General features: G+C 61.3%; 46 protein-coding genes, 2 tRNA genes and 2 pseudogenes. 21 read left to right on the top strand and 29 right to left on the bottom strand.

All coding sequences use genetic code 11. The annotated features are described in order from the left end of the window. Positions 1–258: pseudogene (locus Q0Y42_RS11215) on the top strand (molecular chaperone DnaJ); the annotation flags it as partial. On the opposite strand, the gene gor reads toward Q0Y42_RS11215, so the two are convergent. From gor to glmU, 3 genes are all read right to left on the bottom strand, one after another. Then, the gene (gene gor / locus Q0Y42_RS11210; protein ID WP_297803735.1) at positions 255–1634 is read right to left on the bottom strand and encodes a glutathione-disulfide reductase; all 1380 of its coding nucleotides are present in this window, start codon (positions 1632–1634) and stop codon (positions 255–257) included. The pseudogene Q0Y42_RS11215 and the gene gor sit on opposite strands and share 4 nt — an antisense overlap. 93 nt (positions 1635–1727) lie before the next feature. Further along, positions 1728–2408 carry a ribose-5-phosphate isomerase RpiA gene (gene rpiA, locus Q0Y42_RS11205; RefSeq protein WP_297803733.1) on the bottom strand — a complete coding sequence of 227 codons (681 nt, stop codon included), beginning with the start codon at positions 2406–2408 and terminating at the stop codon, positions 1728–1730. Continuing rightward, positions 2405–3754 (bottom strand): bifunctional UDP-N-acetylglucosamine diphosphorylase/glucosamine-1-phosphate N-acetyltransferase GlmU, encoded by a 1350-nt coding sequence (gene glmU / locus Q0Y42_RS11200; RefSeq protein WP_297803731.1) that lies wholly within the window; start codon positions 3752–3754, stop codon positions 2405–2407. Before glmU ends, rpiA begins: the two co-directional genes overlap by 4 nt. A gap of 64 nt (positions 3755–3818) precedes the next feature. Here glmU and Q0Y42_RS11195 point away from each other — a divergent pair, with 64 nt between their 5' ends. The 3 genes from Q0Y42_RS11195 to Q0Y42_RS11185 all read left to right on the top strand — a co-directional run bounded on the left by Q0Y42_RS11195 (position 3819) and on the right by Q0Y42_RS11185 (position 6050). After that, positions 3819–4502, top strand: a complete 684-nt coding sequence (locus Q0Y42_RS11195; protein WP_297803729.1) for an HAD hydrolase-like protein — start codon at positions 3819–3821, stop codon at positions 4500–4502. A gap of 102 nt (positions 4503–4604) precedes the next feature. Next, positions 4605–5894 (top strand): dicarboxylate/amino acid:cation symporter, encoded by a 1290-nt coding sequence (locus Q0Y42_RS11190; protein ID WP_297803727.1) that lies wholly within the window; start codon positions 4605–4607, stop codon positions 5892–5894. An 81-nt stretch (positions 5895–5975) separates the two neighbouring features. Next, positions 5976–6050 (top strand) — tRNA-Val (locus Q0Y42_RS11185). A gap of 73 nt (positions 6051–6123) precedes the next feature. Here the strand turns inward: Q0Y42_RS11185 and Q0Y42_RS11180 are convergent. From Q0Y42_RS11180 to Q0Y42_RS11085, 21 genes and pseudogenes are all read right to left on the bottom strand, one after another. After that, complete coding sequence (locus tag Q0Y42_RS11180) at positions 6124–7092, bottom strand: site-specific integrase (protein ID WP_297803724.1); 969 nt, start codon at positions 7090–7092, stop codon at positions 6124–6126. Between the two features lie 17 nt (positions 7093–7109). Continuing rightward, positions 7110–7250, bottom strand: a pseudogene (locus tag Q0Y42_RS14090) (helix-turn-helix domain-containing protein); the annotation flags it as partial. Beyond that, a complete protein-coding gene (locus Q0Y42_RS11175) occupies positions 7247–7540 on the bottom strand; it encodes a hypothetical protein (RefSeq protein WP_297803722.1) in 294 nt (97 codons plus the stop codon). The gene Q0Y42_RS11175 and the pseudogene Q0Y42_RS14090, both read right to left, overlap by 4 nt. Beyond that, entirely contained in the window at positions 7537–7734 is a 198-nt protein-coding gene (locus Q0Y42_RS11170) for a hypothetical protein (protein WP_297803720.1), read from the bottom strand. The genes Q0Y42_RS11175 and Q0Y42_RS11170 overlap by 4 nt, the downstream gene beginning before the upstream one ends. Continuing rightward, positions 7731–8132 carry a hypothetical protein gene (locus tag Q0Y42_RS11165; RefSeq protein WP_297803717.1) on the bottom strand — a complete coding sequence of 134 codons (402 nt, stop codon included), beginning with the start codon at positions 8130–8132 and terminating at the stop codon, positions 7731–7733. The genes Q0Y42_RS11170 and Q0Y42_RS11165 overlap by 4 nt, the downstream gene beginning before the upstream one ends. After that, positions 8129–8386: a hypothetical protein gene (locus tag Q0Y42_RS11160; RefSeq protein ID WP_297803715.1), complete on the bottom strand. Its 258-nt coding sequence runs from the start codon at positions 8384–8386 to the stop codon at positions 8129–8131. The genes Q0Y42_RS11165 and Q0Y42_RS11160 overlap by 4 nt, the downstream gene beginning before the upstream one ends. Positions 8387–8480: 94 nt before the next feature. Continuing rightward, complete coding sequence (locus Q0Y42_RS11155) at positions 8481–8648, bottom strand: hypothetical protein (RefSeq protein ID WP_297803713.1); 168 nt, start codon at positions 8646–8648, stop codon at positions 8481–8483. Further along, positions 8645–9367, bottom strand: a complete 723-nt coding sequence (locus tag Q0Y42_RS11150) for a hypothetical protein (protein ID WP_297803711.1) — start codon at positions 9365–9367, stop codon at positions 8645–8647. The genes Q0Y42_RS11155 and Q0Y42_RS11150 overlap by 4 nt, the downstream gene beginning before the upstream one ends. Next, complete coding sequence (locus Q0Y42_RS11145; protein ID WP_297803709.1) at positions 9367–9537, bottom strand: hypothetical protein; 171 nt, start codon at positions 9535–9537, stop codon at positions 9367–9369. Before Q0Y42_RS11145 ends, Q0Y42_RS11150 begins: the two co-directional genes overlap by 1 nt. After that, entirely contained in the window at positions 9534–9950 is a 417-nt protein-coding gene (locus tag Q0Y42_RS11140) for a recombination protein NinB (protein WP_297803707.1), read from the bottom strand. Before Q0Y42_RS11140 ends, Q0Y42_RS11145 begins: the two co-directional genes overlap by 4 nt. A gap of 18 nt (positions 9951–9968) precedes the next feature. After that, positions 9969–10451 (bottom strand): single-stranded DNA-binding protein, encoded by a 483-nt coding sequence (ssb, locus tag Q0Y42_RS11135; RefSeq protein ID WP_297803705.1) that lies wholly within the window; start codon positions 10449–10451, stop codon positions 9969–9971. Then, entirely contained in the window at positions 10432–10893 is a 462-nt protein-coding gene (locus Q0Y42_RS11130; RefSeq protein WP_297803703.1) for an HNH endonuclease signature motif containing protein, read from the bottom strand. The genes ssb and Q0Y42_RS11130 overlap by 20 nt, the downstream gene beginning before the upstream one ends. A 13-nt stretch (positions 10894–10906) precedes the next feature. Next, positions 10907–11146, bottom strand: coding sequence for a DUF2312 domain-containing protein (locus tag Q0Y42_RS11125; protein WP_297803701.1), 240 nt, complete (start codon positions 11144–11146; stop codon positions 10907–10909). Next, the gene (locus tag Q0Y42_RS11120; RefSeq protein ID WP_297803699.1) at positions 11143–11415 is read right to left on the bottom strand and encodes a hypothetical protein; all 273 of its coding nucleotides are present in this window, start codon (positions 11413–11415) and stop codon (positions 11143–11145) included. Before Q0Y42_RS11120 ends, Q0Y42_RS11125 begins: the two co-directional genes overlap by 4 nt. After that, the gene (locus tag Q0Y42_RS11115) at positions 11415–12044 is read right to left on the bottom strand and encodes a lambda exonuclease family protein (RefSeq protein WP_297803697.1); all 630 of its coding nucleotides are present in this window, start codon (positions 12042–12044) and stop codon (positions 11415–11417) included. Before Q0Y42_RS11115 ends, Q0Y42_RS11120 begins: the two co-directional genes overlap by 1 nt. Next, positions 12044–12703 carry an ERF family protein gene (locus Q0Y42_RS11110; protein ID WP_297803694.1) on the bottom strand — a complete coding sequence of 220 codons (660 nt, stop codon included), beginning with the start codon at positions 12701–12703 and terminating at the stop codon, positions 12044–12046. Before Q0Y42_RS11110 ends, Q0Y42_RS11115 begins: the two co-directional genes overlap by 1 nt. Further along, complete coding sequence (locus Q0Y42_RS11105; RefSeq protein ID WP_297803692.1) at positions 12700–12900, bottom strand: hypothetical protein; 201 nt, start codon at positions 12898–12900, stop codon at positions 12700–12702. Before Q0Y42_RS11105 ends, Q0Y42_RS11110 begins: the two co-directional genes overlap by 4 nt. Then, positions 12897–13295 (bottom strand): hypothetical protein, encoded by a 399-nt coding sequence (locus Q0Y42_RS11100; protein ID WP_297803690.1) that lies wholly within the window; start codon positions 13293–13295, stop codon positions 12897–12899. Before Q0Y42_RS11100 ends, Q0Y42_RS11105 begins: the two co-directional genes overlap by 4 nt. Further along, complete coding sequence (locus tag Q0Y42_RS11095; protein ID WP_297803688.1) at positions 13295–13519, bottom strand: hypothetical protein; 225 nt, start codon at positions 13517–13519, stop codon at positions 13295–13297. Before Q0Y42_RS11095 ends, Q0Y42_RS11100 begins: the two co-directional genes overlap by 1 nt. After that, positions 13516–13746, bottom strand: a complete 231-nt coding sequence (locus Q0Y42_RS11090) for a hypothetical protein (RefSeq protein WP_297803686.1) — start codon at positions 13744–13746, stop codon at positions 13516–13518. The genes Q0Y42_RS11095 and Q0Y42_RS11090 overlap by 4 nt, the downstream gene beginning before the upstream one ends. After that, on the bottom strand, positions 13746–14078 hold the full coding sequence (locus tag Q0Y42_RS11085) for a hypothetical protein (RefSeq protein WP_297803684.1): 333 nt from the start codon (positions 14076–14078) through the stop codon (positions 13746–13748). The genes Q0Y42_RS11090 and Q0Y42_RS11085 overlap by 1 nt, the downstream gene beginning before the upstream one ends. Positions 14079–14396: 318 nt before the next feature. On the opposite strand from Q0Y42_RS11085, the gene Q0Y42_RS11080 reads away from it, so the two are divergent. Beyond that, a complete protein-coding gene (locus tag Q0Y42_RS11080; RefSeq protein ID WP_297803682.1) occupies positions 14397–14639 on the top strand; it encodes a hypothetical protein in 243 nt (80 codons plus the stop codon). 69 nt (positions 14640–14708) lie between these two features. Continuing rightward, positions 14709–14978, top strand: coding sequence for a hypothetical protein (locus tag Q0Y42_RS11075; protein ID WP_297803680.1), 270 nt, complete (start codon positions 14709–14711; stop codon positions 14976–14978). Here Q0Y42_RS11075 and Q0Y42_RS11070 read toward each other — a convergent pair. The 3 genes from Q0Y42_RS11070 to Q0Y42_RS11060 form a co-directional block, all read right to left on the bottom strand. Beyond that, positions 14935–15609, bottom strand: a complete 675-nt coding sequence (locus Q0Y42_RS11070; RefSeq protein ID WP_297803678.1) for a hypothetical protein — start codon at positions 15607–15609, stop codon at positions 14935–14937. The genes Q0Y42_RS11075 and Q0Y42_RS11070 overlap by 44 nt on opposite strands. Before the next feature lie 104 nt (positions 15610–15713). Continuing rightward, positions 15714–16442 carry a hypothetical protein gene (locus Q0Y42_RS11065; protein ID WP_297803676.1) on the bottom strand — a complete coding sequence of 243 codons (729 nt, stop codon included), beginning with the start codon at positions 16440–16442 and terminating at the stop codon, positions 15714–15716. Between the two features lie 38 nt (positions 16443–16480). Next, positions 16481–16924, bottom strand: coding sequence for a hypothetical protein (locus Q0Y42_RS11060; RefSeq protein WP_297803674.1), 444 nt, complete (start codon positions 16922–16924; stop codon positions 16481–16483). Positions 16925–16929: 5 nt separating this feature from the next. Here Q0Y42_RS11060 and Q0Y42_RS14085 point away from each other — a divergent pair, with 5 nt between their 5' ends. Next, a complete protein-coding gene (locus tag Q0Y42_RS14085; protein ID WP_366108359.1) occupies positions 16930–17148 on the top strand; it encodes a carph-isopro domain-containing protein in 219 nt (72 codons plus the stop codon). Positions 17149–17167: 19 nt separating this feature from the next. Here the strand turns inward: Q0Y42_RS14085 and Q0Y42_RS11055 are convergent, their stop codons facing one another. Further along, positions 17168–17359, bottom strand: a complete 192-nt coding sequence (locus tag Q0Y42_RS11055) for a hypothetical protein (RefSeq protein WP_297803672.1) — start codon at positions 17357–17359, stop codon at positions 17168–17170. Between the two features lie 59 nt (positions 17360–17418). Here Q0Y42_RS11055 and Q0Y42_RS11050 point away from each other — a divergent pair, with 59 nt between their 5' ends. The 14 genes from Q0Y42_RS11050 (at position 17419) to Q0Y42_RS10985 (ending at position 23701) form a co-directional block, all read left to right on the top strand. Beyond that, positions 17419–17895, top strand: coding sequence for a hypothetical protein (locus tag Q0Y42_RS11050; RefSeq protein ID WP_297803670.1), 477 nt, complete (start codon positions 17419–17421; stop codon positions 17893–17895). After that, the gene (locus Q0Y42_RS11045) at positions 17895–18305 is read left to right on the top strand and encodes a hypothetical protein (protein ID WP_297803668.1); all 411 of its coding nucleotides are present in this window, start codon (positions 17895–17897) and stop codon (positions 18303–18305) included. The genes Q0Y42_RS11050 and Q0Y42_RS11045 overlap by 1 nt, the downstream gene beginning before the upstream one ends. Next, positions 18302–18508 carry a hypothetical protein gene (locus Q0Y42_RS11040; RefSeq protein WP_297803666.1) on the top strand — a complete coding sequence of 69 codons (207 nt, stop codon included), beginning with the start codon at positions 18302–18304 and terminating at the stop codon, positions 18506–18508. The genes Q0Y42_RS11045 and Q0Y42_RS11040 overlap by 4 nt, the downstream gene beginning before the upstream one ends. Beyond that, positions 18508–18915 (top strand): RusA family crossover junction endodeoxyribonuclease, encoded by a 408-nt coding sequence (locus Q0Y42_RS11035; protein ID WP_297803664.1) that lies wholly within the window; start codon positions 18508–18510, stop codon positions 18913–18915. Before Q0Y42_RS11040 ends, Q0Y42_RS11035 begins: the two co-directional genes overlap by 1 nt. A 2-nt stretch (positions 18916–18917) precedes the next feature. Next, complete coding sequence (locus Q0Y42_RS11030; RefSeq protein WP_297803661.1) at positions 18918–19610, top strand: GcrA family cell cycle regulator; 693 nt, start codon at positions 18918–18920, stop codon at positions 19608–19610. After that, positions 19607–20074 (top strand): helix-turn-helix domain-containing protein, encoded by a 468-nt coding sequence (locus Q0Y42_RS11025; protein ID WP_297803659.1) that lies wholly within the window; start codon positions 19607–19609, stop codon positions 20072–20074. Before Q0Y42_RS11030 ends, Q0Y42_RS11025 begins: the two co-directional genes overlap by 4 nt. A gap of 2 nt (positions 20075–20076) precedes the next feature. Beyond that, the gene (locus Q0Y42_RS11020; protein WP_297803657.1) at positions 20077–20889 is read left to right on the top strand and encodes a DUF1376 domain-containing protein; all 813 of its coding nucleotides are present in this window, start codon (positions 20077–20079) and stop codon (positions 20887–20889) included. After that, positions 20882–21142, top strand: coding sequence for a hypothetical protein (locus tag Q0Y42_RS11015; protein ID WP_297803655.1), 261 nt, complete (start codon positions 20882–20884; stop codon positions 21140–21142). The genes Q0Y42_RS11020 and Q0Y42_RS11015 overlap by 8 nt, the downstream gene beginning before the upstream one ends. Further along, a complete protein-coding gene (locus Q0Y42_RS11010; protein WP_297803653.1) occupies positions 21139–21480 on the top strand; it encodes a hypothetical protein in 342 nt (113 codons plus the stop codon). The genes Q0Y42_RS11015 and Q0Y42_RS11010 overlap by 4 nt, the downstream gene beginning before the upstream one ends. Beyond that, complete coding sequence (locus tag Q0Y42_RS11005; protein ID WP_297803651.1) at positions 21480–22070, top strand: hypothetical protein; 591 nt, start codon at positions 21480–21482, stop codon at positions 22068–22070. Before Q0Y42_RS11010 ends, Q0Y42_RS11005 begins: the two co-directional genes overlap by 1 nt. Continuing rightward, positions 22070–22219, top strand: a complete 150-nt coding sequence (locus Q0Y42_RS11000) for a hypothetical protein (RefSeq protein ID WP_297803649.1) — start codon at positions 22070–22072, stop codon at positions 22217–22219. Before Q0Y42_RS11005 ends, Q0Y42_RS11000 begins: the two co-directional genes overlap by 1 nt. Continuing rightward, positions 22216–22425 (top strand): hypothetical protein, encoded by a 210-nt coding sequence (locus tag Q0Y42_RS10995; RefSeq protein WP_297803647.1) that lies wholly within the window; start codon positions 22216–22218, stop codon positions 22423–22425. The genes Q0Y42_RS11000 and Q0Y42_RS10995 overlap by 4 nt, the downstream gene beginning before the upstream one ends. A gap of 151 nt (positions 22426–22576) precedes the next feature. Beyond that, entirely contained in the window at positions 22577–22981 is a 405-nt protein-coding gene (locus Q0Y42_RS10990) for a hypothetical protein (RefSeq protein ID WP_297803645.1), read from the top strand. A 643-nt stretch (positions 22982–23624) separates the two neighbouring features. After that, positions 23625–23701 (top strand) — tRNA-Met (locus tag Q0Y42_RS10985). 497 nt (positions 23702–24198) lie between these two features. Here Q0Y42_RS10985 and Q0Y42_RS10980 read toward each other — a convergent pair. Next, positions 24199–24410: hypothetical protein (locus Q0Y42_RS10980; RefSeq protein ID WP_297803643.1), on the bottom strand; the 212-nt coding region annotated here is incomplete at its 5' end.

The following is a 24410-nucleotide window of genomic DNA, read 5'->3' as shown; positions in this document are numbered from 1 at the left end:
GTCGCCCTGTTTGCCGCAGGGGTCTATCTGGTCCTGCAATCGCGCATCCGTATCGTTCAGCCCAAGCGCGTCCAACCCGCCGGACCACAGATGTCGCTGGCCGAGGCGCGCGAAATCCTCGGCGTCGGACCCGAGGCTACCCGACAGGATATCCAGCAGGCATGGAAACGCCTGATGGCAAGAACCCACCCCGATCAGGGTGGGTCCGAAGGTCTGGCCGCGCGGGTCAACGCGGCCCGTGACCGCCTGTTGTCTTAGGGCAGGCGCTCGACCACGCGCTTCTCTTTCAGAAGCACAAGCTCTTCCGCCGCCGTCGGGTGAACGGCGCAGGTTTCATCCCACTGCTGCTTCGTCAGGCCCGCCTTCACGGCGATGCCCGCCAGCTGGATCATTTCCGGCGCGTCGTCACCCACGATGTGGCAGCCGACAACCTTCTGCGACGTCGCATCGACCACCAGCTTCATCAGCATGCGGTGCTCGGCACCATAGAAGGCGTATTTCATCGGGCGGAAGGTGGCGGTGTAGATATCGACCGCCCCCGGACAGGCCTTGCGGGCCTCGGCCTCGGTCAGGCCCACCGTGCCGACGGGCGGCTGGCTAAATACGGCGGTTGCGATATTGGTGTGGTCCACGGTCTGCGGATTGTCCTTGAAGACCGTCTCGTGGAAGGCCACCGCCTCGCGGATGGCCACAGGCGTCAGGTTCACACGGTCGGTCACATCGCCCACGGCCCAGATATTGTCTGCCGTGGTCTTGGAATATTCGTCGACCTTGATCGCGCCCTTGTCGTTCAGCTCGACACCCGCCGTTTCCAGGCCCAGCCCCTTCACATAGGGCACGCGGCCCGTCGCGAACATGACCACATCGGTTTCGAAGGCGATGCCGTTGCTCAGCGTGTTCATCAGGCCGGTTTCGGTCTTTTCGATAGAGGTGTGTTCCGCGCTCAGCATCACCTTGATCCCGCGTCGCTCGATCTCGCGGGTCAGGTGCGAGCTGACGTCATCGTCAAAGCCACGCAGGATGCCCGGACCGCGATAGACCAGCGTGGTCTCGACGCCCATGCCCGCAAAAATCCCTGCGAACTCAACGGCGATGTAACCACCGCCCACCACCACGATACGCTTGGGCAGTTCCGGCAGATGGAAGGCCTCTTCCGAGGTGATGACGAGATCACTGCCCGGGAACTCCGGCACATAGGGGCGGCCACCGACAGCGATCAGGATCTTCTCGGCGGTAAAGGTCTGGCCCGTCCCGACAATCTCGATGGTGTGCTTGTCCTTCAGCACCGCACGGCCATTGATGACCTCGACACCCGCCTTAGACAGGTTGGCGTTGTACAGGCCCGAAAGACGCGCGATCTCGTTTTCCTTGGTGTCGCGGAATTTGGGCCAGTCGAAGCTCGCGTTCTCGATGGTCCAGCCGAAACCTTCGGCGACCTCGATCTGGTGGGTGATGTCCGACGCCATCACCATGAACTTCTTGGGCACGCAGCCGCGGATCACACAGGTGCCGCCAACCCGATACTCCTCGGCGACAGCGACCTTCTTGCCCCCCATCGCCGTCAACCGCGCCGCGCGAACGCCGCCCGAACCGGCACCGATCACAAACAGGTCGTAGTCATAGGAAGAGGACATGGGTGGCTCCAAACAAACTTGGCCAATATCTAGGTGCAGGCATCGCCCGATGCGAGGGGTCGCAGTGTCGCTTCCCCTCGCGAAATAAGATTATCAGCGCGAAAGCGTGCGCGATCCGTCATCCGTGCCGATGACGGCCAGGTCGGTCAGGCCGAGGAACAGGCCGTGTTCGACCACGCCGGTGATGGCCTTCAGGTCGGCGGCCAGCTTGACCGGATCGGTGATCACGCCCTTGGCCGCGTCATAGATGACATTGCCGCCGTCGGTGCGGACCATTCCGCGGTCGGCCTGACGCACGGTGGCCTCGCCCAGACCGTGGGCGGCCAGCACGGCATTGATGCGCGCCCCCGTGGTCTTGTGGCCGAAAGCCACGACTTCGATCGGCAGCGGGAACTGGCCCAGTTGGTCAACCACCTTGGCTTCGTCCGCAATGACGATGCAGCGGTCAGACGCCTCCCACACCAGCTTTTCGCGCAGCAGGGCCGCGCCGCCGCCCTTGATCAGCGCCAGTTCGGGGCCAATCTCGTCGGCACCATCGACGGTCAGGTCGAGACGCGGCGTGTCTTCCAGAGTGGACAGGGTCAGGCCCAGCTCACGCGCAAGATCGGCGGTCTTTTCCGAGGTCGGCACGCATTTCAGGTCCGGCAGGTTGCGCTCTGCCAGCGCCTTGACGAACCACGCGGCGGTCGAACCTGTGCCCAGGCCGACCTTCATGCCCGCCTCTACGTACTCGGCAGCGGCATAGCCGGCGTTCTTCTTCTGGATGTCACTCACTTCTTCGCAGCCTTTTTCGCGCGCATCATCTCCATGAAGCGCGTGGCCCATCCGGCCTTATTGACTTGCGGTGCCCGCGCCAGCGCCAGCTCCCCCGCCCCTATACTCTTCGTCACCACCGACCCCGAGCCGACCATGGCTCCATCCCCGATGGTGACAGGCGCGACCAGCGAGCTGTTCGAGCCAACGAAAGCGCCCTCGCCCACCTCGGTGCGGTGTTTGAAGAAGCCGTCATAGTTACAGAAGATCGTGCCCGCGCCGATGTTCGCGCCCGCGCCGACCGAACCATCGCCCAGATAGGCCAGATGGTTGGCCTTGGCACCGGTGCCCAGCGTGACGTTCTTCACCTCGACGAAGTTGCCGATCTTGACCTTTTCGCCAAGGTCCGCACCGGGGCGCAGGCGGGCGTAAGGGCCAACCTCGGCCTTGGGGCCGACCTTGGCCCCTTCGATGTGCGAGAAGCTGCGGATACGCGCACCGCTTTCCACCACCGCGCCGGGGCCGAAGACGACGAACGGTTCGATGGTGACGCCAGCCGCGATCTGGGTGTCATAGGCGAAGTGGACGGTTTCCGGCGCGCTCATGGTCACGCCATTGGCCATGAAGGTTTCGCGCTGCACCTTCTGGAACAGGGCTTCGGCATCGGCCAGTTCGGCCTGCGAGTTCACGCCCATGACGGCGTCTTCCTGAGCGAACACGGCGCGGGTGTCGTGACCAGCCTTGCGGGCCAGTTCGACCACGTCAGTCAGATAGTATTCGCCCTTGGCATTGTCGTTCTTCACATCGGCCAACAGGGTGAACAGCAGCTTGGCAGGGGCCGCCATGACGCCCGAGTTGCAGGCACGGATAGCCAGAACTTCCGGCGTGGCTTCCTTGGCCTCGGTGATGGCCAGCAGGGTTTCCCCTTCGATGACCAGACGGCCATAGGCACCCGGATCGCGGGCCTCGAAACCGATGACGCTGACACCCTTTCCGCCGAACACCGGCTCGATGTCCTTGGCTTTCAGCAGCGGCACGTCGCCGTAGGTGATGACCACTTCGCCATCAAAATCCTTCAGAGCCTCTTCGGCGGCGCGGACGGCATGGCCGGTGCCGGACGGCGGATCCTGAACGGCGATAGCGTCCTCGCCCAGACGCTTCACGATATGGGCGCGCACTTCCGGCGAATGGTTGCCCACCACAACGACAATCTTCTCGCAGCCCAGCGCCTCGGCCGCGTCGATGGCGTGGTCCACCATGGCGCGATGGCCCACGGGGTGCAGCACCTTGGGAAGCGACGACTTCATACGGGTGCCCTGCCCTGCGGCAAGAATGATGGCGGCGCGGCGAGTGGAAATGCTGGTCATGAGTCGTCCCGGAGGCTAGTCAGCAATGGCTCTAAACCATCCAACGCCTGAACGGGAGACACCAATGGCCGAACGCGATCTTGAAGGCTGGACGATTGCCTTTGATCTGGACGGAACCTTGGTGGACTCGGCCCCCGACCTGATCGGCACGCTGAACCGTCTGCTGGAAAAAGAAGGCCTGCCACCGCGCCCCGTGTCGGCGGCCCGCCATCTGGTCGGCCACGGCGCGCTGGCCCTTTTGAAGAACGGCTTTGCCGAGGCCGGAGCCGAGTGGAAGGAAGAGAACAGCAAGGCGCTGTTTGACGCCTTCCTTGCCGACTACAACGCCAATATCGCCGTTGATACCGCGCCCTTCCCGTCCTGCCTCGATGTTCTGGACCGTCTCGCCGCACGCGGGGCGACGCTGGTCGTCGCCACCAACAAGCGCACGGACCTGTCCACCAATCTGATGGACACTCTGGGTATCAGCAGCCGCTTTGCGGCCATCGTCGGCCCCGACATCGTATCGGCCAAGAAGCCCGACGGTGCCCACATCCGCGAAGCCGTGCTGAAGGTCGGCGGTGATCCGGCCAAGGCCGTCATGGTCGGCGATTCCACCACCGACACCCGCGCCGCCAAGGATGCCAACATCCCCTGCATCCTCGTCAGCTTCGGCTACAGCGACGTTCCCGTGCCCGAAATCGGCGGTGACATCACCATCGACCACTACGACGAGTTTGAAGCCGCACTCGCCAAACTAGTCGCCTAACAGTCAGAAAAGCTAGGGTTGGGTTTAGAACTTCTAAGCCTGCCCCCCGTTGATGCATGGGGCGCAAAGCCAGACATAGGCCACCTGATCTCAGGTGAACCCATGATACGTCGCTTCTTTGCCATCCCCCTCTGGAAACGCACCTTCGCTGGCCTCGCGCTCGGGGTGGTGGCAGGCCTTCTGCTCGGCAAGCTGGCCCCCGTCATTCTACAGCCGATTGGTGACGTCTATCTGAACCTGATCCGCATGGTGGTGGCCCCTCTGGTGCTGTTCACCATTGCCAGTTCCATCGCCAAACTGGGCGAAGGCGTCGGTGCAGTGCGGCTGGGCGTGCGGACCATCGTCTGGTTCGCCGTCACCTCGCTTCTGGCCGTTCTGGTCGGCTTTGCGACGGCCCACATCATCAATCCGGGCGTGGGCCTGACCGATCTGCCGCTGGGCGAGGTCAAGGCGCGTGAAATCCCGACGCCGCTGCAAGTGTTGCTGGATATCGTTCCGCGCAATCCCTTTGCCGCGCTTAGCGAGGGCAAGGTGCTGCAGATCATCTTCTTCTCGGCCTTTGTGGGTGCAGCCCTTGTAGCGCTGGGCGACCGCGCCCAGACCGCCCGCCGCGTGGTGGACGAAGGCGCGGCCATCGTCTTCCGCATCACCCGCTGGATCATCCAACTGACCCCGTTCGGCGTCTTCGCCCTGATCGGTTCGGTCGTCGGTGGCTATGGCTGGGAAAGCCTGCTGCCGCTCGGCAAGTTCATTCTGGCCATCTATGTCGCCTGCCTGTTCCACATTCTGGTGGTCTATTCGGGCCTGTTGAAGGTTCACGGCCTCAAGGCGGTCAGCTTCTTCCGTGGGGCCTTCGCGGCACAACAGACGGCCTTTGCCACCTCGTCGTCGCTGGGCACCCTGCCGATCACGCTTCGTCAGACGGTCGAGCGTCTGGGCGTGCCGCAGGCCTACGCCGCCTTCGCCGTGCCGCTGGGTGCCAATGTGAAGATGGACGGCTGCGGTGCCATCTATCCGGCCATCGCCGCCATCTTCATCGCCCAGTATTTCCAGATCGACCTGACGGTGACCCAATACATCCTGATCGGCCTGACGGCGGTTCTGGGCTCGCTGGGCACGGCAGGGGTTCCGGGGACGTCAATCGTCATGCTGACGCTGACCCTGTCGACCGCAGGCCTGCCGCTGGAAGGTATCGGCTATATCGTCGCCATCGACCGCATCGTCGACATGATGCGTACCGCCACCAATGTGACCGGCCAGATGCTGGTCCCCGTCATCGTGGCCAAGGAAGAAGGCATCCTGAACAAGGACATCTATGACGGCCGCGTCGCATGGCTGCCCGGCGATCCGGACGACGAAACGCCGGAAAACTCAATTACCGCAGGTATTTGATAAGTTTACCCTTGCAGTCGGGAGATTCGCGGGCTACATCGCCGCCTCCCGACGCGCTTCATACGAAGCCGTTCCAGAGATGGACGCGTAGCTCAGCGGGAGAGCACCTCGTTCACACCGAGGGGGTCACAGGTTCAATCCCTGTCGCGTCCACCATCTTTTCCCAATAAAATCAAAGCCCGATGTTCAGCCGCCCTATTTGCTCTTAGGTGCTTTTGAACCGCCACAATTACCATTCCAACGCATCTGCCGCCTGACGTAGGTAATCGGGGTGAACCTTTGCATACCGTCTGGCCGTGACCATGATGTCCGAATGGCCGAGGTATTTGCTGATATCCAGCATCGGCACACGAGCCATTGCCATCCAAGAAGCGGCTGTGTGCCGCAGGATGTGCGGTGTTACGCCCTCCAGCCCTGCCCTGTCGCAAGCGGCCTTGAAGCCCTTCTTGACCGACAGCACGCGGTGGCCTCCCCACTCAATCACATAGTCGCAGGTGCGAGCGCGGTAGAGCGCCTCCAGATAAAGCCGTGCGCGGCGGTTGATGGGCACCTCTGCGCGGCGCTTGCGGGTGTCGTCCAGATCATCACCCAGCGAGAGCGATATCCGCCCCCGTTTGAAGTCCACGCGATCCCACGTCAGTTCCAGCAGGGCCGACTGTCTCGCCGCTGTGGTCAGCGACAGGACGATGAAGGCGCGGACGTGCGGGAACGGCCTTGCGCCCTTCACCAGACGGCGGGCCTCGTCCTTGGATAAGAACCGCTCCTTGGCCTTGGGTTGGGGCGGCAGTTCAAAGATCGCCTCCCTGCCCTTCTTCGAGAAGAACATGCCAGCGCGAACCGTCTCCAGCTCCTTGCGGACGGTGGCGGGCTTGCGGCCTTGGGCATAGCGCATGTCGCGGTATTTGCGGCACAGGTCGCGGGTGATCTGGTCGGGCCGCAGGTGGCCGAACGTCGGCTCGGCCTGTTTCCATGCGCCCTCCAAATCCTTCCAGCGGATAGCCGTCTTGCGCTTGTCCTTGAGGTAAACGTCCATCAGGTCGCGCACCAACTCCCCTTCCGGTTGAAGCTGGAAGTCGATTAGACGGCGCTGGGCCTCTGCAAGATCGGCGGTGCGAAGCGAGTACCGTTCTGTCTCGCCATTGACCGAGCGGACGGCGGCGTATTTTCCTCGGTAGAGTTTGATGCGCCACTCTGACATTGGCGTTCCTCGTATTCGGCTACAGCTTCGGGCCGGATGCGGATTTGTCGCCCAATCCGGAAGGCTTTGAGTTGTCCAGCGCGGACAAGGTTGCGGACGGTGCCTGACGATACGTCCCACAGGTCCGCTAGGGTTTCAGGCGTGTATGCGTAGGTCATAGGGGCTCCATGGGTTTCCACCCGTCGTTCTGCGTGAGAGGAAGAGCCCAGCGTTCGCTCACGTGCGACCATGGCGTGTCCTCCATTTCCTCCGGCTCGCGAAGGTCCGGCCACTGTACGTCCGTCGCCTTCACGAAAATCCCGCCCGCTCCCATCTCTAGGAATTCCATTCCTTGTGTCGGACAGAACTCATCAACCAACTGCGGTAGGTCGGCGGCGTTGCGGGCCACAAAGATACCCACAGGCTCGTGCGTTTCAGCGACGCGAACGGCAAAAACTCTCAGGCTCATTGCTTTGCCTCCCTAACAATCGGGTTGGGGTCGATCTCGTCAAATGCGTTTGGATGCAGGGCCGGATCAAAGCCATTAAGGAACCAGCACGTATCTTGGGTGAGGCCGTGTTTAGAGCTCTTCTCAGCTACCACCCACTCGTCGCCAAGCCGCACCCAATAGAAGCCGTCCTTGAGCTTTGCGGTGTCGGTCATGCTGCGCTCCTGTATTCGGCATACAGCCGCTCTGCATTGTCGTAGGCACACACACCCACTCGCCCCTCCCAAAACACCCGCTCGCTCATCGAGTGCTGCATCCGGTGATGGGCTGAACACAGGGGATTGGCGTGTCTGTCATGGTTCTTGCGTGCGCCACCGGGGTTCTGCCGTCCGGGGCCGTCGTTATACCGGATGTGCGCGGCCTCGATGGCACCCTCGCACCCGCCGAGATGGGCAGCAGCGCAAGGCTGACGGCGCAGGAACGCCAGATAGCCGTTGTCCCGCTCCCTGCCCCGCGATGGCTTGGTGTTCTGGGCCTTTACGCGCTTCCGGCGAGCGGCCTTGATCTTGGCGGCGGCGTACAGGGTTTCCCGTTCTTCGAGGGACAGGCTCACTTGCGCACCCCCGCCATAAACTTCGCCAACGGAGCTTTCTCGACAGCCTCTTCCATGGCGTACTGTTCAGCAGCCGCAATCATGGTTTCAGTGCCAGTCCGGTCGCCGTTAGTCGCTACCGCAACCGTGAAGCCGAGGCCGCGAGCGATGGCCTCAATCATATCGCCCATGCGCTCGGCTCGGTCAGGGGCTTTCGCAGCGTCAGCAGCTTCTTTGGCGAGCATGGACGCTAGGCGTGTGTGGAAGTCAGTCACTTGCGGGCCTCCTTGATGGCGCGGCGGATGCATCCCACCCACAACCAAAGCCCGATCAAACCAACAGGAAGAGTTATCGCATCAATGAAGGCGCTCACTTGCGGGCCTCCATCATGGCGTCGGCCATTTCATATGCACGTTCAGCCATCCTCTTCGGCGTATTGCGGCGTGGCTCCCATAGCTGAACGACAGCCGGAAGAGCCGCCATAGCGAAGCGGTCTCGCAAGGTTTCAGACTTGGGCACCTGTCCTAAGTGGCTCACGACTGCGGCCCCTTGTACTTGGCAACGAGGTCACGAAGGCAGTTCATAAGCGGGCCAGTCACGCCCTCGCTCTCATAATCTGCTACCAACCCCTCCAAAGCCTCCAGCAGTTCATCGCTGGCTGGGGCGGGGCGGATTAGCTCGTTCTCATGCTCGTTCAGGCTTTCGACAATATCGTTCCAGTCAAAGTCGGGATCGTCAGGAGCCAAGCCACGCTCGACCAGCCATGACCAAAACACCTCTGGAACCATGACAGGCTCCTGCTCCACCTTCGGGGCGGGGTGGGCGTAGAGCGGTTTGCCCACGCGCCCGCCCAGGCTTGGGTTTGGCAGCAGGACATACGTGTCGTTCGGAACCGCATAGGCATACCCGAACGGCTCCTGCTCCACCTTCGGGGCTTCGGGCGCGTCAAGCTCAGCAGAAACTGCGCTAAGGGCGCTCTCTGCTGCTGCTAAGTAGTAGTGCATATCTTCGTCGGTCATGCGCATACCGGGGCATCTGACGACAAACAGAGCCACAGCCAAAGCCTCCGCCTCGTTGATAGCTCCAGACACGCCAAACCACTCAGGACCGCTAGGTTCATCCTTTAGCGCGGCATCGCACTGGCTGGCCTTTGGCGACCACTTTCCGCAAGCGGCACAGGATGATTTGTAGTAGCCCTCACCTTCAGATTTCAGGCGTTGGCGACAGTTAAGCGGCACATTCACAGTATCGGTCATCACGCGGCTCCTGTGGTCGTAACGGGGTGCTTGTCTTGGAGGGCGCGAGACTTCCACGTGCGGGCATCAGCATCCGCCGCAGCGTCTCGCAGACGGGAGACTTGGCGCTCCAGCGTTTCGATGCGGTCGGCGAGCGCTTTCAAGGCGAGGTAGGTGTCTTTGGTCATCACGCGGCCTCCTTCTGGTCGCCGTCGAAGTGTTTGATCTCGATGCCCTGACCTGCGGCCCAAGCCAGCATCAGTTCGATAAGGTCGCTCATCTGGCGCACGGTCAGCTTTGAGGAGCGGTGGCCGAACGGAAACATCCCATCCCCGTCCAGCGTCGGCAGCATGACCAGCTCAACCTTCAACGCCTGAAGGAACACCGCCTTCCACAGCACCGCGCTCATCTTCACGCCGTTGTGGTGCGGGCGGGCCTTGGTGATCTGGGTCAGGATCGACCACATGGCCGCGTTCTGATCTAATGAGCGGTTCTTCTGCCGGAACTCGACCACGGTGCCGTCCGGAGCCTTGGAGGCCCACAGAGCGGCGCGTTGGCGGTCAGCGTTCGAGCGGATGATGACGCATGGGTTGTTGCTGTTCATGGCTGCCCCCGTCAGGCCCTAGAAGGGAATTGAGTCGTCAAAGGAACCCGCGCCAGAACCTCCCCATTCCGACTGCGGATCACTTCCACCGCCACCGCCTCCGGCCATGCCGCCATCACGCGAGCCAGAAAAGCCGTCACCGGAACGCTCGCCCCCGCCCAGCATGGTCAGGGTGCCGTTGAAGCGTTGCAGGACGATTTCGGTCGAGTATTTCTCGATGCCCTGGGCGTCGGTGTATTTGCGGGTTTGCAGCGAGCCTTCGACGTAAACGGTCGAGCCCTTCTTCAGGTAGTTCTCGCAGACCTTCACGATGTTCTCGTTGAACACCACGACGCTGTGGAACTCGGCCTTTTCCTTCTTCTCGCCGGACTGCTTGTCGCGCCAAGTTTCGGAGGTAACGACGCGCAGCGAGGCCACGCGGTCGCCAGAGTTCAGAGTGCGGATTTCTGGGTCTTTCGTCAGTCGTCCGACAAGGATTGTTTTATTGACCGATCCCGACATATGCGGCGCCTCGTTTGATGTTTTGGATGGTGTGGTAGTTGACGCCGGTATCGTGAGCGATGCGGCGCGGATCGACGCCGCCAGCCAGACGACGGCGGATTTCTTGGACCGCATGCTCTTTTAGGTGCTTGCGGTGACCTCCCGACAAACGGCCTTTGGCGCGGGCGTCAGCCATGTTCTCAGTGCGGGTGCCGACGAACAGATGGTCGGGGTTCACGCAGCAGCGATTGTCGCAGGTGTGGCAAACGTCCATGCCCTCCGGCACCGGCCCAACGAACAACTCGTAACTGCGTCTGTGAGCCAGCACGTTCTTGCCATTATGGGTCAGGTGGCCGTAGCCGTTCCCCTTTCCTGCCCCTAGCCACGGCCAGCAGACGGTGTGGTCCCAACCCTTATTGTCCACCTTGGACAGGAAGCGGGTCACAGGGTTGGCGATAGGCATGTGTTGCCTCAACTCACACCTCCCCCAGAGCCGCCAGATACAGGTCAAGGATGGCTTCCTCTTCCTGGCGCTTGGCGCGGTCCTGCTTGCGGATGCGGACGATGGCCTTGAGCGCCTTTACGTCCAGCCCGTCGCCCTTGGCCTCGGCGTAGACTTCCTTCTTGTCCTCGCGCAGAGCGGCTTCGTCGGCCTCAATGCGCTCCACCCGTTCGATGATGGCGCGGATGCGGTTTGCTGCTACAGCTTCGGTCATGCGGCTTGCTCCACGACCTCGGAACCGTCGTCCATGAAGGTGATGCCCATTTCGGACGCGGGGCCGTAACCCTCAATGAACTCATCACGCCAGCCGGTGAGAACGCCCCGCGCGTAAAGGATCGCCAGGTGCTCGCGATGGTCATCAATCGTTTGGAAGGGGTAGAAGTCTTTGCGATACTCGCTCAGGAACTCCTCGGTGAACTTGCTCTCGTCCACCGCCACCGACACGCGGCGGGCGACGATGAATGGCTTAAAGTCAGGCACCATCAAGCGGCCTCCTTCATTGCGCCGTAGCGCTGGTTGAGTTCGGAAATGCGGGCGTCCAGCTCAGCGAGGAACGCGACCACTTCGGTCTCCATCGCCTCAATGGCTTCGTCGTCCCGCTCGATACGGGTCACGAACAGGCGCAGGTGTTCCGGCAGGCGCGGGTCGTAGCTGGCGAAGTCGCACCAGTCCCGACCCGTGCAGGCCATCTGCCACTGCATCTGGGTGACGTACTTGCCCGCAGGCTTGCCCGACAGCAGGGTGTCGAGGTGGGTCGCCGTATTGGGACACTTGATCTCGACAAGCCCGAAGTCACCGACCAGGCCGTCAGGGGACGCTCCCGCCATGCTGATGGTGGGGTGATCCACGAAGCCGACCTCCTGCACCGCAAAGCCGACCAGAGCAGCGTAAGCATCGCGGGCTTCCGGCTCTTTCTCGGTGCCCCATGCCATCGCGGCATTGGTGAAACCTTCGGTCGGCAGTCCGGTCAGGCGCTCGGTCAGCAGTTGCGCGGCATAGTTGGCGCGGCTGGCCGATGGTCCGGTCTTGGTCTTGGCCATCACGTCAACGACGCGGGAGGCCGTGACCTTGCCAAGCCGAGCGAGGTGCCATTCAGAGGTGCGCTGTTCCATCAGGCAGCTTCCTTCTGGTCCAGCTCGTCACGGCGCTGCTCGATGGCGTCCATCAGCAGGCTCAGGCCTTCGGGGTCTTTGGCGTCCAACTCAGCGCGAAGTTCGGTCGTCAGGTTGAACAGGCGCTCTACCTTGGCGGGCGTGTCGGCCCCCTTGAGGGCTTCGATAGCCGCGTCCCGACGTTGCTCCAGCGTTTGCACTGGCGGCGTGGGCTTGGGTTGCTGCTTTGGCTCACGCGGGCCGCTGGCGGCATTGCCGTCATCGTCCTCCGGTGCCGCGCCCGTCATGGCCAGCAGAGCGTAACGGCGACCATAGGTGATGGCTGAGCCAATGCCCTGCGGGTCCGCCTTGGTCGGGTTCAGCCGCAGCGTTCCGGTGGCCGTCGCGCCGCTCTCGTGAATGAGGACGGTAGTGATGCTAACCAAGCCATTGTCGTAGCCTGGGCTTTGCATGACGGCGATGCCGTTGGCGTTCAGCGCCGGAACCGTGGCTTCCACGACCTCGGCCAGATCGGCATACTTCGACTTGAAGTGAGGGTTCGATGCAGCCTTTTTGACGGCCTCGGTGGCCATCTGGGCGGCGACGAACGCCTTTGCGAACTCGGCAACGTTGCCAGTGAACGTGACCGGCGACATGGTTTCGATTGTGGCTTCGGTCATTGGACGGTTCCTTTGAAGACCACGCCCTCGCCGCCGCAGTACTCACAGCGCAGACGGTTCAGCATGGCGTTGGGGCAGAACGGGCAGCGGGCAAGGTCTTCATGCCTCGGTGCGCGGAAGGTGTAGCTATCCACCTCCCCCACGCTGCCAGAAGCAGCGCAGGGTTTGCTGGTGGATGAAAGGGGTTGGTGGGTCATGCGGCCACCGCCGTTGGCACGCCGTCTTCTTGGGGGCCGACTATCCTCAGTCGCCAAGTGCGCGGGAGGGTGTCCTCGTGGCGCTTGATCCAATCCTTGATGAAAGCATCAAGCTCGCTGCATGCAGCAACGAACGCCGTGCCTCCATATTCTGGCGGACCGTCCTCACCCATGTAACCATCGTCGCAAGCAGCATCGACGGCGTCCTCAACAAGCCGAGCCGCGGACGGGATATAGCGGCAGGCCGAAAAACCGGGATAGGCTTGAACGAGTGAAGCGAACTCCAGTTCGTCCTCGCGAGCAGCTTCGAGCGCTTCGTCTCGCGTGCCGTAAGGCCCATTAAAATCCTCGCCGTTGTCGCTGAACCACCATGGCGCGGTAGAAGTGTCGGTCATCACGCACCTACCATTGCAGCGAGAACCCACATTCCGATGATCGCAGCCAGCAGGAGCAAGCCCTTGGCTAAGTCTCCAAGTTTGCGGCGGGTGGCCGGTGACGGGTCAAACGGAGCCACGCGAGGGTCAGGCATGCGCGGGCGGCAAGCCAGTTCACGAAGGCGCTCAATCACGGCATCATGCTCGGGGCGCGGGGTGTCCAGAAGTTCGAGAACGCGGCTCATGCTGCTTGCTCCAACTGGTTTTGGTGGAAGGCCTCGGCGTCCCAGATCGCGGGCATCAGATCGCGGTAGCAATCGAGTGCTTCCTGACCCATGCGGCGGGAGCGAGGGTTGGCGATGTCGCGGTGAAGGCAGTCAGCCATCTTCCGCGCTTGGGTAATGGTGAGGGTCGCGGTCTCCGACATGATGATGTCGGCCTCGGACCAGAAGTGAGGCTTGCTCTCACCCATCACGCGGCCTCCTGCTTCGGGGCTGCGGTCAGGCGTTCGACTTCGGCGGCAGAGGCCCAAGCGGCGACGGCAGCAGCTTCGCGATAGAGGCCATCTGCATGAAGGTCGGTCGCCAGTTCGTCGGTGATGACTTCGCAGCTTGCCAGCAAGGCCTTGGTGTCCGTGCCGTGGAACTGCTCAGCAAAGCGAACCGTCTCGGTGCCGAGCTGGATCAGCTTGGCAATCTCTGCGTCGGCCTGGTCGCTGGAAGCTTGATGCCACTCGTACTGGTCGCGGAAAGCGGCGCGGTAGTCGCTGATCGCCTCGCGAAGTTTGTAAGCTGCGGTTGCCATTAGCGGCGCTCCTCAATGAGAGCGGCCAGAACGGCGTCAGAAGCAGCCTGAGCGGCCAGCACCATTTCGCGCTGAGCGGCGGCTACCTTTTCAAACTCTGCAGGCAACTGAGCCATGTCGGCCTCCCTTGTTCGATAGGGAGAGATTACCACTAGTAATCGAACATGCAAGCAAAAACTTACAGTCGGTAATCACATAAGGCAGTTTGGTCAGGTTCTGGTGCGTCAAATCCGGACGCAGGGCGGTGCGGCCTCACTGGATTATTGCATCACCCGTCGCCATGCTTGAGCGTATTGTTAGCGAGGGAGTGAAATCGATTTGGCTGTTGTGGAAGTCTATATTGCCCGCTGCAACAAGGGGTCTGGAGCGGGACAACAGTTCGGCAAGATGGCCGAGGCATTTCTCTGGGCCATGGAGACGGCAAAGCGCGGTTCAGCCTGCGCTGTATATAAGGTCAGTGGCTGCCCAGTTTTCAATCTATGGGAAGAACCGCAGCTCATTGCGACATTCGGAGATATGTCGAAACCGGACGAAGAGCGCCAGACCGCTCAGGTCGCATAAAAAACCCCGCCGGTTAGGGTGGCGCAGCAGGGGATTCACAGGAATTAAATCCTAGTGTAATGTTCCGCCATGACCGAAGCTGAAGCTATCGAGATTGTTGAGCGTTATCAGGCACTGGTAATCAAACTCGCTAGACAGCCAGAACACCGGAACATTTCCGACGAAGAGCTGACTGACGGATACCGCGCCGTGATCATCAACGGTGATGTTCAGCTCCAAAGTATACGCGCATCGGGTGACCACAACGGCGCTGACGTATATTTCGAAGAGCCGGGTTGGTTTGAGCAAAATCCTCTTAGCACGATCTCTTTGTCGGATCTCCAAACGCATAGCTTGTGACATCGCGATACGTTTTCGGGAGCTTCGGCACGGTTTCAGGACGATTTGGTCGCGGCGGCACCAATCCGTTGATTTCGAGGGGGTGCCAATAATCAATCAGCGCCTTGATAAATGCGGATTGCTCAGAAGACCATTGAGCAAGTTTATCTAGGTCACGTGCCGTAATCTGCGCCGTGTGGTGCTTGATATTACCATGCTTGGCCGACCACGTGAGCGATGGCGCAACCGTCAATCCCTCGTGGCGGGCGAGATGGCTCACGCTATGGATGTAAAAATTGCGGTAGTCGCGCAAACGAGTAACTTGATCGACGGCAAATTTTGCATCGCTGAGTTTCTCACCGCGCAGCACGACCTTCATTAGTCCGTTAACCGCGCTCTCGATCCCGAAGGTATTGGTCTCTGCTGTAAGTGCGAGGAATGTCGCCCGCCCACAACCACCATCCATGTCTGCAAGCACTTCAAGTAACTGCCGAAGAGCGCCTTCCAGCATATTCCAGCCCATGAGCGCACGCCCAAGTGAGAACATAAACTCCCGCGCTTCGGGCGTATCGGGCGGAAGAAATCTGGCCGCATCTTCCTCGACTGTTTTAAACGTCCCGTCCCAAACCGTCGCAGCGTCTTTGCTGATCATACCCACGCCGTTCCCCCGTGAATGCCTTTAACCCTCAGTACCTGTACGCGCGAACACCTTAAGCCCGCCGCGTAATCCAGCGGATGCGACCGATGATGCGGTGCTTATTGGCTTGCATCATTCAATGCGCCTATGCGGCCAGACAGGAGCCGTCCGCACTGGGTTGCATCGAGATCCATATCCGCTGAGCTGCGGATGCCCTCAACATACTGACCCGCCATCCAGCGTCCCGCAGGAGATGTGTCTGATGAAGCGGGGAGGTGTTCTGCCAACAGATGGTCGTGGTCCTCACGGGACAGGCGATTTTTGCAGACGCCTAAACCCATCAGCAGTTCACCGCGTGCCCAAATCGCAGGTGTTTGCCAACTGGCCGCGCCTACCCCTGCCAGCAATGGGTCCTCAAGGGCGGCCCTGGCTTCTCGCATGGCTTCTGGCGTTCCGGCGGAAAAAATGCCTCGAGAAATAGGGTCGGCAGCCACGGTCTCACATTTGGATGACAGGATGTCGAACACCGCTCTAACTGATGCTGCTATCTCTGCCTCTGTATTGCCAGATTGAGCTTCCCTCAAATCACGTCGAAAAGAGGCTACATGACGCTTGACGCCTTCTGATGCCCATGAGCCGGCCGTTTCTTCGTCGACACCTGACAGCTTGGCTTCAGCTATTGCGCGTTCAGCAAGCACATAAGGAAAGTTGTCGGATGCTGTGTATCCTAGCATTGTGCAGTTTCCTGCGCTTGCTGGATATGAAGAGACAGTATCCATCCGCGAATATGCCTCAACGTGTTCGGCAGGCACTGCAGTTTGCATAAGTGCGGCTATTATCCAGATCATACGCTTCCCCTAGCGTTGATAGTCTCGAGTGAATGTCTTCAAGCGGCACTGCTAATCAAGACCTTTATGGCGTCCGCCACGGCGGCTTGCCGGTCTTCAGGAACCTCATTCATGGCGCTGATGACACGCTGCTGGTGTTCATTGGAAGGGCGGTCGAAGGGTGTGCCTTCACCGACCAGAAGCCACGTCCAGCTCACCTTGAACTTGCGACCGCACTTGATTGCCATCTGGTGATCGAGGGGTGTGTGCTTGGACGAGCCGGGGGCACGTTCATAGGCCGTATATGTGTCTTTTCGCATACCAAGGCTCTCCGCAGCGGCTGTAGCGGTATCAAACTTGGCATACTGGCGAGCCCACTTAAGGCGCTCCCAACCCTCTTCGGCCAATGCCCATTGCGTGTCCATGGGGACGAAGATTACATGCGGAAAGCTTCCTGCGAGTAATCTTTCATCTTGCGCTGATTGATTACTAATGGTAATCATTGGGCATGACACAGGAAGTATCTCGGTTCATTGACGAGTGCGGTGGCAATGCCGCTGTCGCTCAGGCCACGGGCTACAGCGCCGGAGCGGTTGCGCTTTGGCGACACCGAAACCGTCTTCCGCGCAGCGCTTGGCCGGAAATCATGCTGGCCTATCCGAAGGTGCGATTGAGCGACCTCATGGCCATAGAAAAGTGGTCGTCTGTCAGCGGCAAGGCGGCCTGATCCCATGCGCTGCGGGGGACTAGCCATTCAGAGAGCAGGCGTCAGGGCGCACCTTGGCTCTGTAGGCCTTGGCGATCCGCAGCAGCGCGTCGCGCACGGCCTCACTGGAAGCCGTAACGGCCTGCTCTTCGCAGCCTTGGGCCAGTGCCAGCCAGTCGATGGCGTGTCCCCTGCCCTTTCTAAAATCCACCCAGATGACGTTGCTTTCCATGCCGCAACCCTAGGTCGTGGGTCCGCAGCAGTCATCTTGCGCAACGGGAGAAAAGCGCAATGAACGAAGAGAGAACAGTTCCCGAGTTCAGCCCGCAAATCCTGAAGATCCTGTTTGGCCGACTGGTCAAAGAGTTCGGGGGTCAGGAAGCCGCAGCCGCCGAGTGCGGTGTCGCCCGACAGTACATCGGGCAGATGGCCAGCCGCAATCCCGAGAACGCAAGCGTGTTGCCGCGCTGGGAGTATGTGTTCGCTCTGGAAGCCGCTTTGGGCCGGAGCATCGTGTTTGCCGGTCTGGCCAGCATTTCCGAGCCCGCTACAGGCAACGCGAACGCCTGCGCTATCGCAGAGGCCAACGACGTTGTCCGCGCCGCTGCCGACGCGGTGGCCAAGGTCATCGAGCATCAGAACGGCAGCGTGGCTCCTGAAGTCCTGCACCAAGCGATGGATGTGGTCGAGAGGGAGCTTTCCGAAGCCCGCCGCGCCCTGCCCTCGCGTGATGCCAAGGTTGTCTCGTTCCGTGGGGAGGTGAAGTGATGTGCGCCACGAACTCCCAACATGCAGATGCGGCCAACCCGCTCCATTCAGTTTCTGGGCTTGGGGGCATCGGAACAGAAGCCCGCACGATAAGCACTATTGCAGACAGTGCATCCCTGACGACTTCTTGCCTAACAAGCGAAGAGAAGGCGGAGGCCCGCAAGCAGCGAGCCGCGCTGAAAGCCCGCGCCAAGACCGAAGACAAGCTACTGGCTCAGGTCCGCGCACACGGACACCTGCACAAAACGATGTGCCAAGAAGCATCCAACGGGAGCTATTTTAACCTTCCCTCAGGTCGCGTCCTGCACCGTGAAACCTGCGAGCGCCTGATTGCCGAGGGGCGACTTGTCTCGCTGCGTGATGGCCTTTTTGACGACAGCCAGACGTTCGTGGTGGAGGCGGGCAAGTGACCCCCTTCACCATCGCCCTGGCCTACCTCATGGACAAGGGACACAAGGCCCTGATGGCCCGCCAAGCCCGCCGAGCATGGAAGCGTGAGCAGGCCATGACCCGCGCCAAGCTGGAAGCGGCCCGCAAGGCTCACAAGCCCACCCGCGAGATCACGGCTGAACGCGCTCGCCGCACTCATGCCGCGCTGAAAGGCGGTGTGTGATGCGCTCGGTGTCCTTTGTCGTACCGGGCGACCCACAAGGCAAGGGCCGTCACCGCACAGGCAAGTTCGGCACCTACACGCCCGCCAAGACCGTCGCCTACGAGGGCCTGATTGCCCACATGGCGCACGAGGCGATGAAGGGCCAGCCGCTGCTTGAAGGGCCGCTGAAGCTGACCGCCGTGGCCGTGTTCTGCCCGCCCAAGAGCATCAGCAAGAAGAAGCTGGAAGCCATGCTGTCGGGCGTGATCCAGCCGACTAAGAAGCCCGACGCCGACAACATCATCAAGGCCATCGGTGACGGCTGCAACGGGGTCGTTTTCCACGACGACAGCGCCATCACCACCATCGACGCCGCCAAGCGCTACGGCAGCGTCCCGTGCCTTCAAATCACAATCGAGGGGAAATGAACATGGGGAACCAACACGTACCGTGGACGACTGACGAGGACACCGTTCTGACCCAGAAGTGGGAAGACGGCCTGTCAGCTACCGAAATCTCGCGCTACTTCGCCAGCATCGGTTGTCATCGCTCGCGCAACTCGGTCATCGGTCGGGCTGCCCGCCTGATGCTTCCGGCCCGCGCAGTTTCGTACAAGGACAAGCTGAAAGCCGCCCGCCGTCTCAAAATCCTGACACCGGAGCAACGCCAGCGCCTGATCGACCGCGAGCAACAACGTCGTGCCAAGGCCACCAAGAACGCCGCCAAGGCCCAAGCTCGCAAGGAGCACCAAGCCGAGCGGGAGCGGATCAAGGCCGAGAAGGAAAGGGCCAAGGCGGTTAAGCCGAAGTCGATCCACCAGCAGGCCATCGAAGGCTTTGCGGTCGAGCGTCCGGTCACCGCCGTCCCTCTGCTGGATCGTCGCTGGAACCAGTGCGCTTGGCCCGTGGACGCGGACAACACCCGTGACATGCACTGCTGCGGTGCTCCGACCACGACGCGCCCCGCTGGCACGATGACCAGCTATTGCAAGACGCACTTCGTCATGTCGGCCTCGATCATCCGCTATCCGGAAGACCGCGACCTGACCCACCGCAACCCTGCCCGCCGCTTTGCGGAGGACGGCCCGACCGATCTGTTCGGTCTGCTGGGGGTGGCGGCATGACGCGCATCACCGGACAACTCGTTGGGACCGCCGTTGCAGGCCATTTCGGTCTCACCATGGACGACCTGTGCAGCGTGCGCCGAGACCGCAGGGTTTCGGTCCCGCGCCAGATCGCGATGTACATGGCCCGCCAATACTGCACTCACCTGAGCTACCCCGCCATCGGTCGTCTTTTCGGTGGCCGCGACCACACCACCATCATTCACGGCGTCAACGCCGTCATGGACCGGATCGTTGCGGATCGAGAGTTTGCGGGCGTGGTTGATGCCGTTGAGCGCCACCTGCAGGACGTCATCGGGATCGTCGTCAAGCGCCAAGCCGAGGCCAAAAAGCAGGTCGCGCTGGAGTGTCACGACCAGGTCACTGAAGTCGAGCGCAATATCTCGCGCCTGTACTCGGACCTGTCGCGCCAATACCAGCGTCTGGCCACCCTTCGCGGCTTCAGTTCCGAAGAGGCTGCCTGACCATGAGCCAGCCCTTCATGCAGCTCTACGTCGCCGACTACTTGGGCGACACTCGGCACCTGACCACGGAACAGCACGGCGCGTATCTGCTGCTGCTGATGACCATGTGGCGTGCCGAGGGACGGCTGCCGAACTGCGACAAGAAGCTGGCTCGCATCGTGGGTGCGACAGCCTCTCGCTGGGCGAAAATCAAGGCTGACGTTCTGGAGTTTTTCGAGGTCGATGGCGAGAGCATCACCAACAAAAGGCTGATGTTTGAACTCAAAAAAGCGTCAGAAAAGTCGATCAAACGCGCCGAAGCTGGAACCCGAGGTGGTGAGGCTAAGGCATTGAAAGATAACAAGGCGCGTGTGGCAAATGCCAGCGATTTGCCATGCCATTCTTCAGAACCAGAACCAGATAATAGTTACTCACCTAAAGGTGAGTGTCAGCCGAAGCCTGACCCTCTTCCCGTTCGGGAGGCTTTTGATCTCTGGAACCAGCTTGCTGCCCGTCTGCGCCTACCGGTGGCCAAAGACCTGACAGACACGCGCCGGACCCACATCAGGGCCCGCCTGACCAGCGCGGGGATCGAAGGGTGGATGGAGGCTCTGGCTGCGGTGGAGGCCAGCCCCATGTGCCGTGGCGAGAACGACCGTGGATGGCGGGCCGATCTGGACTTCGTCTGCCAGCCCAAGAGCTTCGCCAAGCTCCGCGAGGGTTCCTACGCCCCCTGCAAGCCCCGCCAAGCCAACGCCCCGCCCGCCGCGCCGTCCGCCATGAGCGCTGAACTCCAAGCTAAACGCCGAGCAATGTTGGAGGCCGAAGATGCCTAACCTGCCAGTGACCGTCGATTACGATTTCTACCAAGCCATGGCCAAGGCGGTGTCTGAGGAGTTTGCCGATAGCTACCTGTCCGGTGCCGAGCTGTATCGCGGGGTCCTCCTGCCGCGCACCCACATCGCTTGGGAGCGGCTGAAGGACAACGCCGCCGCGATGGGCGTCATCCGCTCGCATGGCGTCAAGCTCAAGGAACCGCCGTACTTCACCGCCGATGCGATGACCCAGCTTCAGGGGCGTACGGCATGACCGAAGCCCTGCGTATCGATACCGGATACCTGCCCGTCGATATTTGGCTGGTCCGTACGCTGGAAGAGTGGCGCGGTCTGACCGAGGACGGGTGGCCGGACTTCAGCGCCAAGGGCTTCACGGCCACGATCCTGAACAAAGAGGGCAAGCAAGCAGTCGCTCTCTACATCGACAGGAAGGCGCACAAGACCAAGAGCGACTTTGCGATGACGGTCGTTCACGAGTGCGTCCACGTCTTCCAGCACGTCTGCACAATCATCAGCGAGGACAGGCCGTCCGGCGAGTTCGAGGCCTACTCGATCATGCACTACTTCGGTCAAGTGATGGAGGCCGCCTAATGGCTACGGCAAGGACCCGCAAGCACCGTGCGCGCGTTTGGGCCGCGGCCGAGGCCCGCCGTCTGGCCAAGCGAGCCGCAGAGCAGGACGCCAAGCGGCTGAGGGCCACCGGAGCCGAGGCCGACGTGCTGATGGCCCGCGATGAAAAGGGCAAGGTGACGTACATCACCCGCGCTCGCCGGATCGACGTGTTCCAGCTCCTGCTAGAGCGCGACGGGATCTCGCTCGACGCCTTCAACGCGGTTCGGGCCTACGAGCAGGACGTGGCCACGGCAGCAGGGGCCAACACCCCAGAGCGCCGCCCTGACCATATCCGCGCTTCGACCGAGGGGGCGCCAGGGCAGAACATCGGCCAGCAGCAGATCGAGGCCAGCAAGCGCGTCCAGTTTGTGGACGACCGCCTGCCCCCGCGTGACCTGAAGCTGCTGACGGCCCTGCTGCACGAAGGCGCGGCCTATCTCCAGCAGTGGCGGGCAACGGTTCAGGCTGTGACCGGAGAGCGTAACGAAGCCGCCCAGACCGCACGTGTCAGGGCGATGGCAGAGAACGTGGCGGACATTCGCCGGATGAAACGGAAGGAGGCTGCGTGATGACGGTCGGTGATATTGTCGAGAATGGCGACCATCAAGGAACCATCGTCAGCATCGAGGGTGACTGGCTTCTAGTCGAAGTCGATGGTTTCGAGGACGACGGGCCGATCAAATGGCACCGGGAATGGTGCGGAGAGAGCGACCAATGACCAACACCATGACACCGAGTGAGATTGCTGATTGGCTGGATCGTCGCGGTGCTCTTTTTGATGAGGAAGCCGCCGCCACGATCCGCGCACAGGCCGAGGCGCTCAAGATCGCAACGGAGGCGCTGGAGGAGATCGGCTCCGGTAGGTCGGTAGTTCCTGTTTGGATTGCCACCCAAGCCCTAGCCCGTATGAAGGAGGTGGTGTGATGGGTGATGGTGTGAGGAGGCTCGGCGCGACCATTTTGTTTGGTCCGCTCTATGCTTGCGTTCTGGCGTGGTCCCTTCTCTACGCTCTTTGCTACGCCTTTTATGCCGCAGCGCAGGTAACCCATGATCTTCTGACAGAGGAGCGCGACCAATGACCGACACCGACAAGCTAAAGCGGCTGGCTGAGGAAGTGCTGTCGAACTCGCTTCCGGTTTGTGCTGAGTACACCCTAGCACAAGGTATCCTCGCCCTGTTTGTCGAGAACGAGCGGTTGGCGCGACAATATGCGGAAATGGCGGGTCAGATTGATGCCCTGATGGATAGCCACCCCGATCCTCGCAAAGACCTAGAGAGGGTTGCCATCGCTGTTAGGGAGCGTGACGATGCCGTGGCGTTGCTGCGGAAAGCGCTGAAAGTGTCAGACGCAATCCTGCTCGACGCCCGTGAGGGGCGCTGCTCGTTGATGAGCGACACATGGCAGTGCATGGATAGTAACCGCAAGAACTTCGCTGCCTTCCTAGACCGCATTGACGCCGCACAGCACAACATCTCGTAGGGTTCACTTTTTGTGCGCACTAGGTGTTGACCAGACCGAATATTTGGGATATGGGTAAATCACTAGGATGCACACTGTGCGTTCTGAAGCTCCCACACAGTTTGAGTTCCGCGAAAGCGGGCGGGGATTTTACCCGCTGGCGGCGTGCCGCTGGTCCCCCGCAAATGGCCCAGTCGAGAAATCGGTGACTGCGTGCAGCTTGCTACCGCGCAGTCATGGCCACCAGTTCAGTAAGCGTTTTACCCTCCCCTCCCCCTGTAGCGTACCCCAAGGCGGTGACTGTTCCCCTCGGTCGCCGCCTTTTCGTTGGTGTAGCTCAACAGGTAGAGCGACGGTCTCCAAAACCGTAGGAGTGGGTTCGAGTCCTGCCACCTTCGCCAATTTCGCCCGACATGGGCACACGTTAACAACACCCCTCACGCCTATCCACGGAAGCGCATCGGAGGGGTTACTCATTCTGCGAGCGGCGTGGATGGACACGCAGCGAAGAGGTCTCAGATCGAGCGAGGTCGAAGCGGCAGTGGTCATCCGCACTTGCGGGTTCTGATCTGCTAGCAGGTATCAAGCCCTGCCTCGCAGAACACCCTCCCCCGCCTTCGGTTTACCGTTGGCACCCTCTGCGCTTCGGCGTGGAGGACCTTTTCGCGCGATAGAGCAGTTCGGTAGCTCGTCTGGCTCATAACCAGAAGGTCGGCGGTTCAAATCCGCCTCGCGCAACCAAGCTCGCCGCCGCACCCGGCGCAATCCCCCGACAGCCTCCCCCTCGGCTGATACTTGCTGCAAAGCGGGAGAGCGGCGGCGAAACCACCTTACGCGGGGATCTCTCCTTTCTGGACCGGAACCGAGCGCGGCAGACACCACCAGACCTTAGGCCGGAAAGGCCACGCGCCCCGCACGCAGAGATGCGCATAACACGCGGAAGGCTGGGACACTCGGCAACATCACGGAGAGCGGCATGAAATCGACCGAGACCGTAATCGAAGGTTGGGACGACATCGAGGGCGTTCCGGGCGGAGTGTCCGACGGACTTGTCGGCGTCAACCAAGGCACCACCTCCATCTGAGTTCCGACTGGGACACTCGGAGAGATTAGATGGCCAAGTCCTGCGATTGCGACGACTACGAGGACGACTGGCCTCCATACTACGAGCATGGCTCAAGCTACGAGCTAAGCGGCCCCAACGAGCGGCCCAAGCTGCGGTCGGTAAGTCACGCTGCTCACGCGGCCATGAACGCCACACCATCCCGCCCAGCTAATCCGATGGGCTTCCACATACCGAGGGTGAGACGATGACCTTCCCAGCAATCAACACCCGCCCGTTCTGGCGCATTTGGATACGCACCGGCGAATGGATGCTGAAGGCAGCGGCTGCGGGCCGATGAGCGGCGGCGAGTGATCCAAAGTAGACGGAAATAGACGATGGCAGTCG

This window comes from uncultured Brevundimonas sp. (genome assembly GCF_947305955.1).
Taxonomy (GTDB): Bacteria; Pseudomonadota; Alphaproteobacteria; order Caulobacterales; family Caulobacteraceae; genus Brevundimonas.
This window is presented reverse-complemented; position numbering and strand designations above follow the sequence as displayed.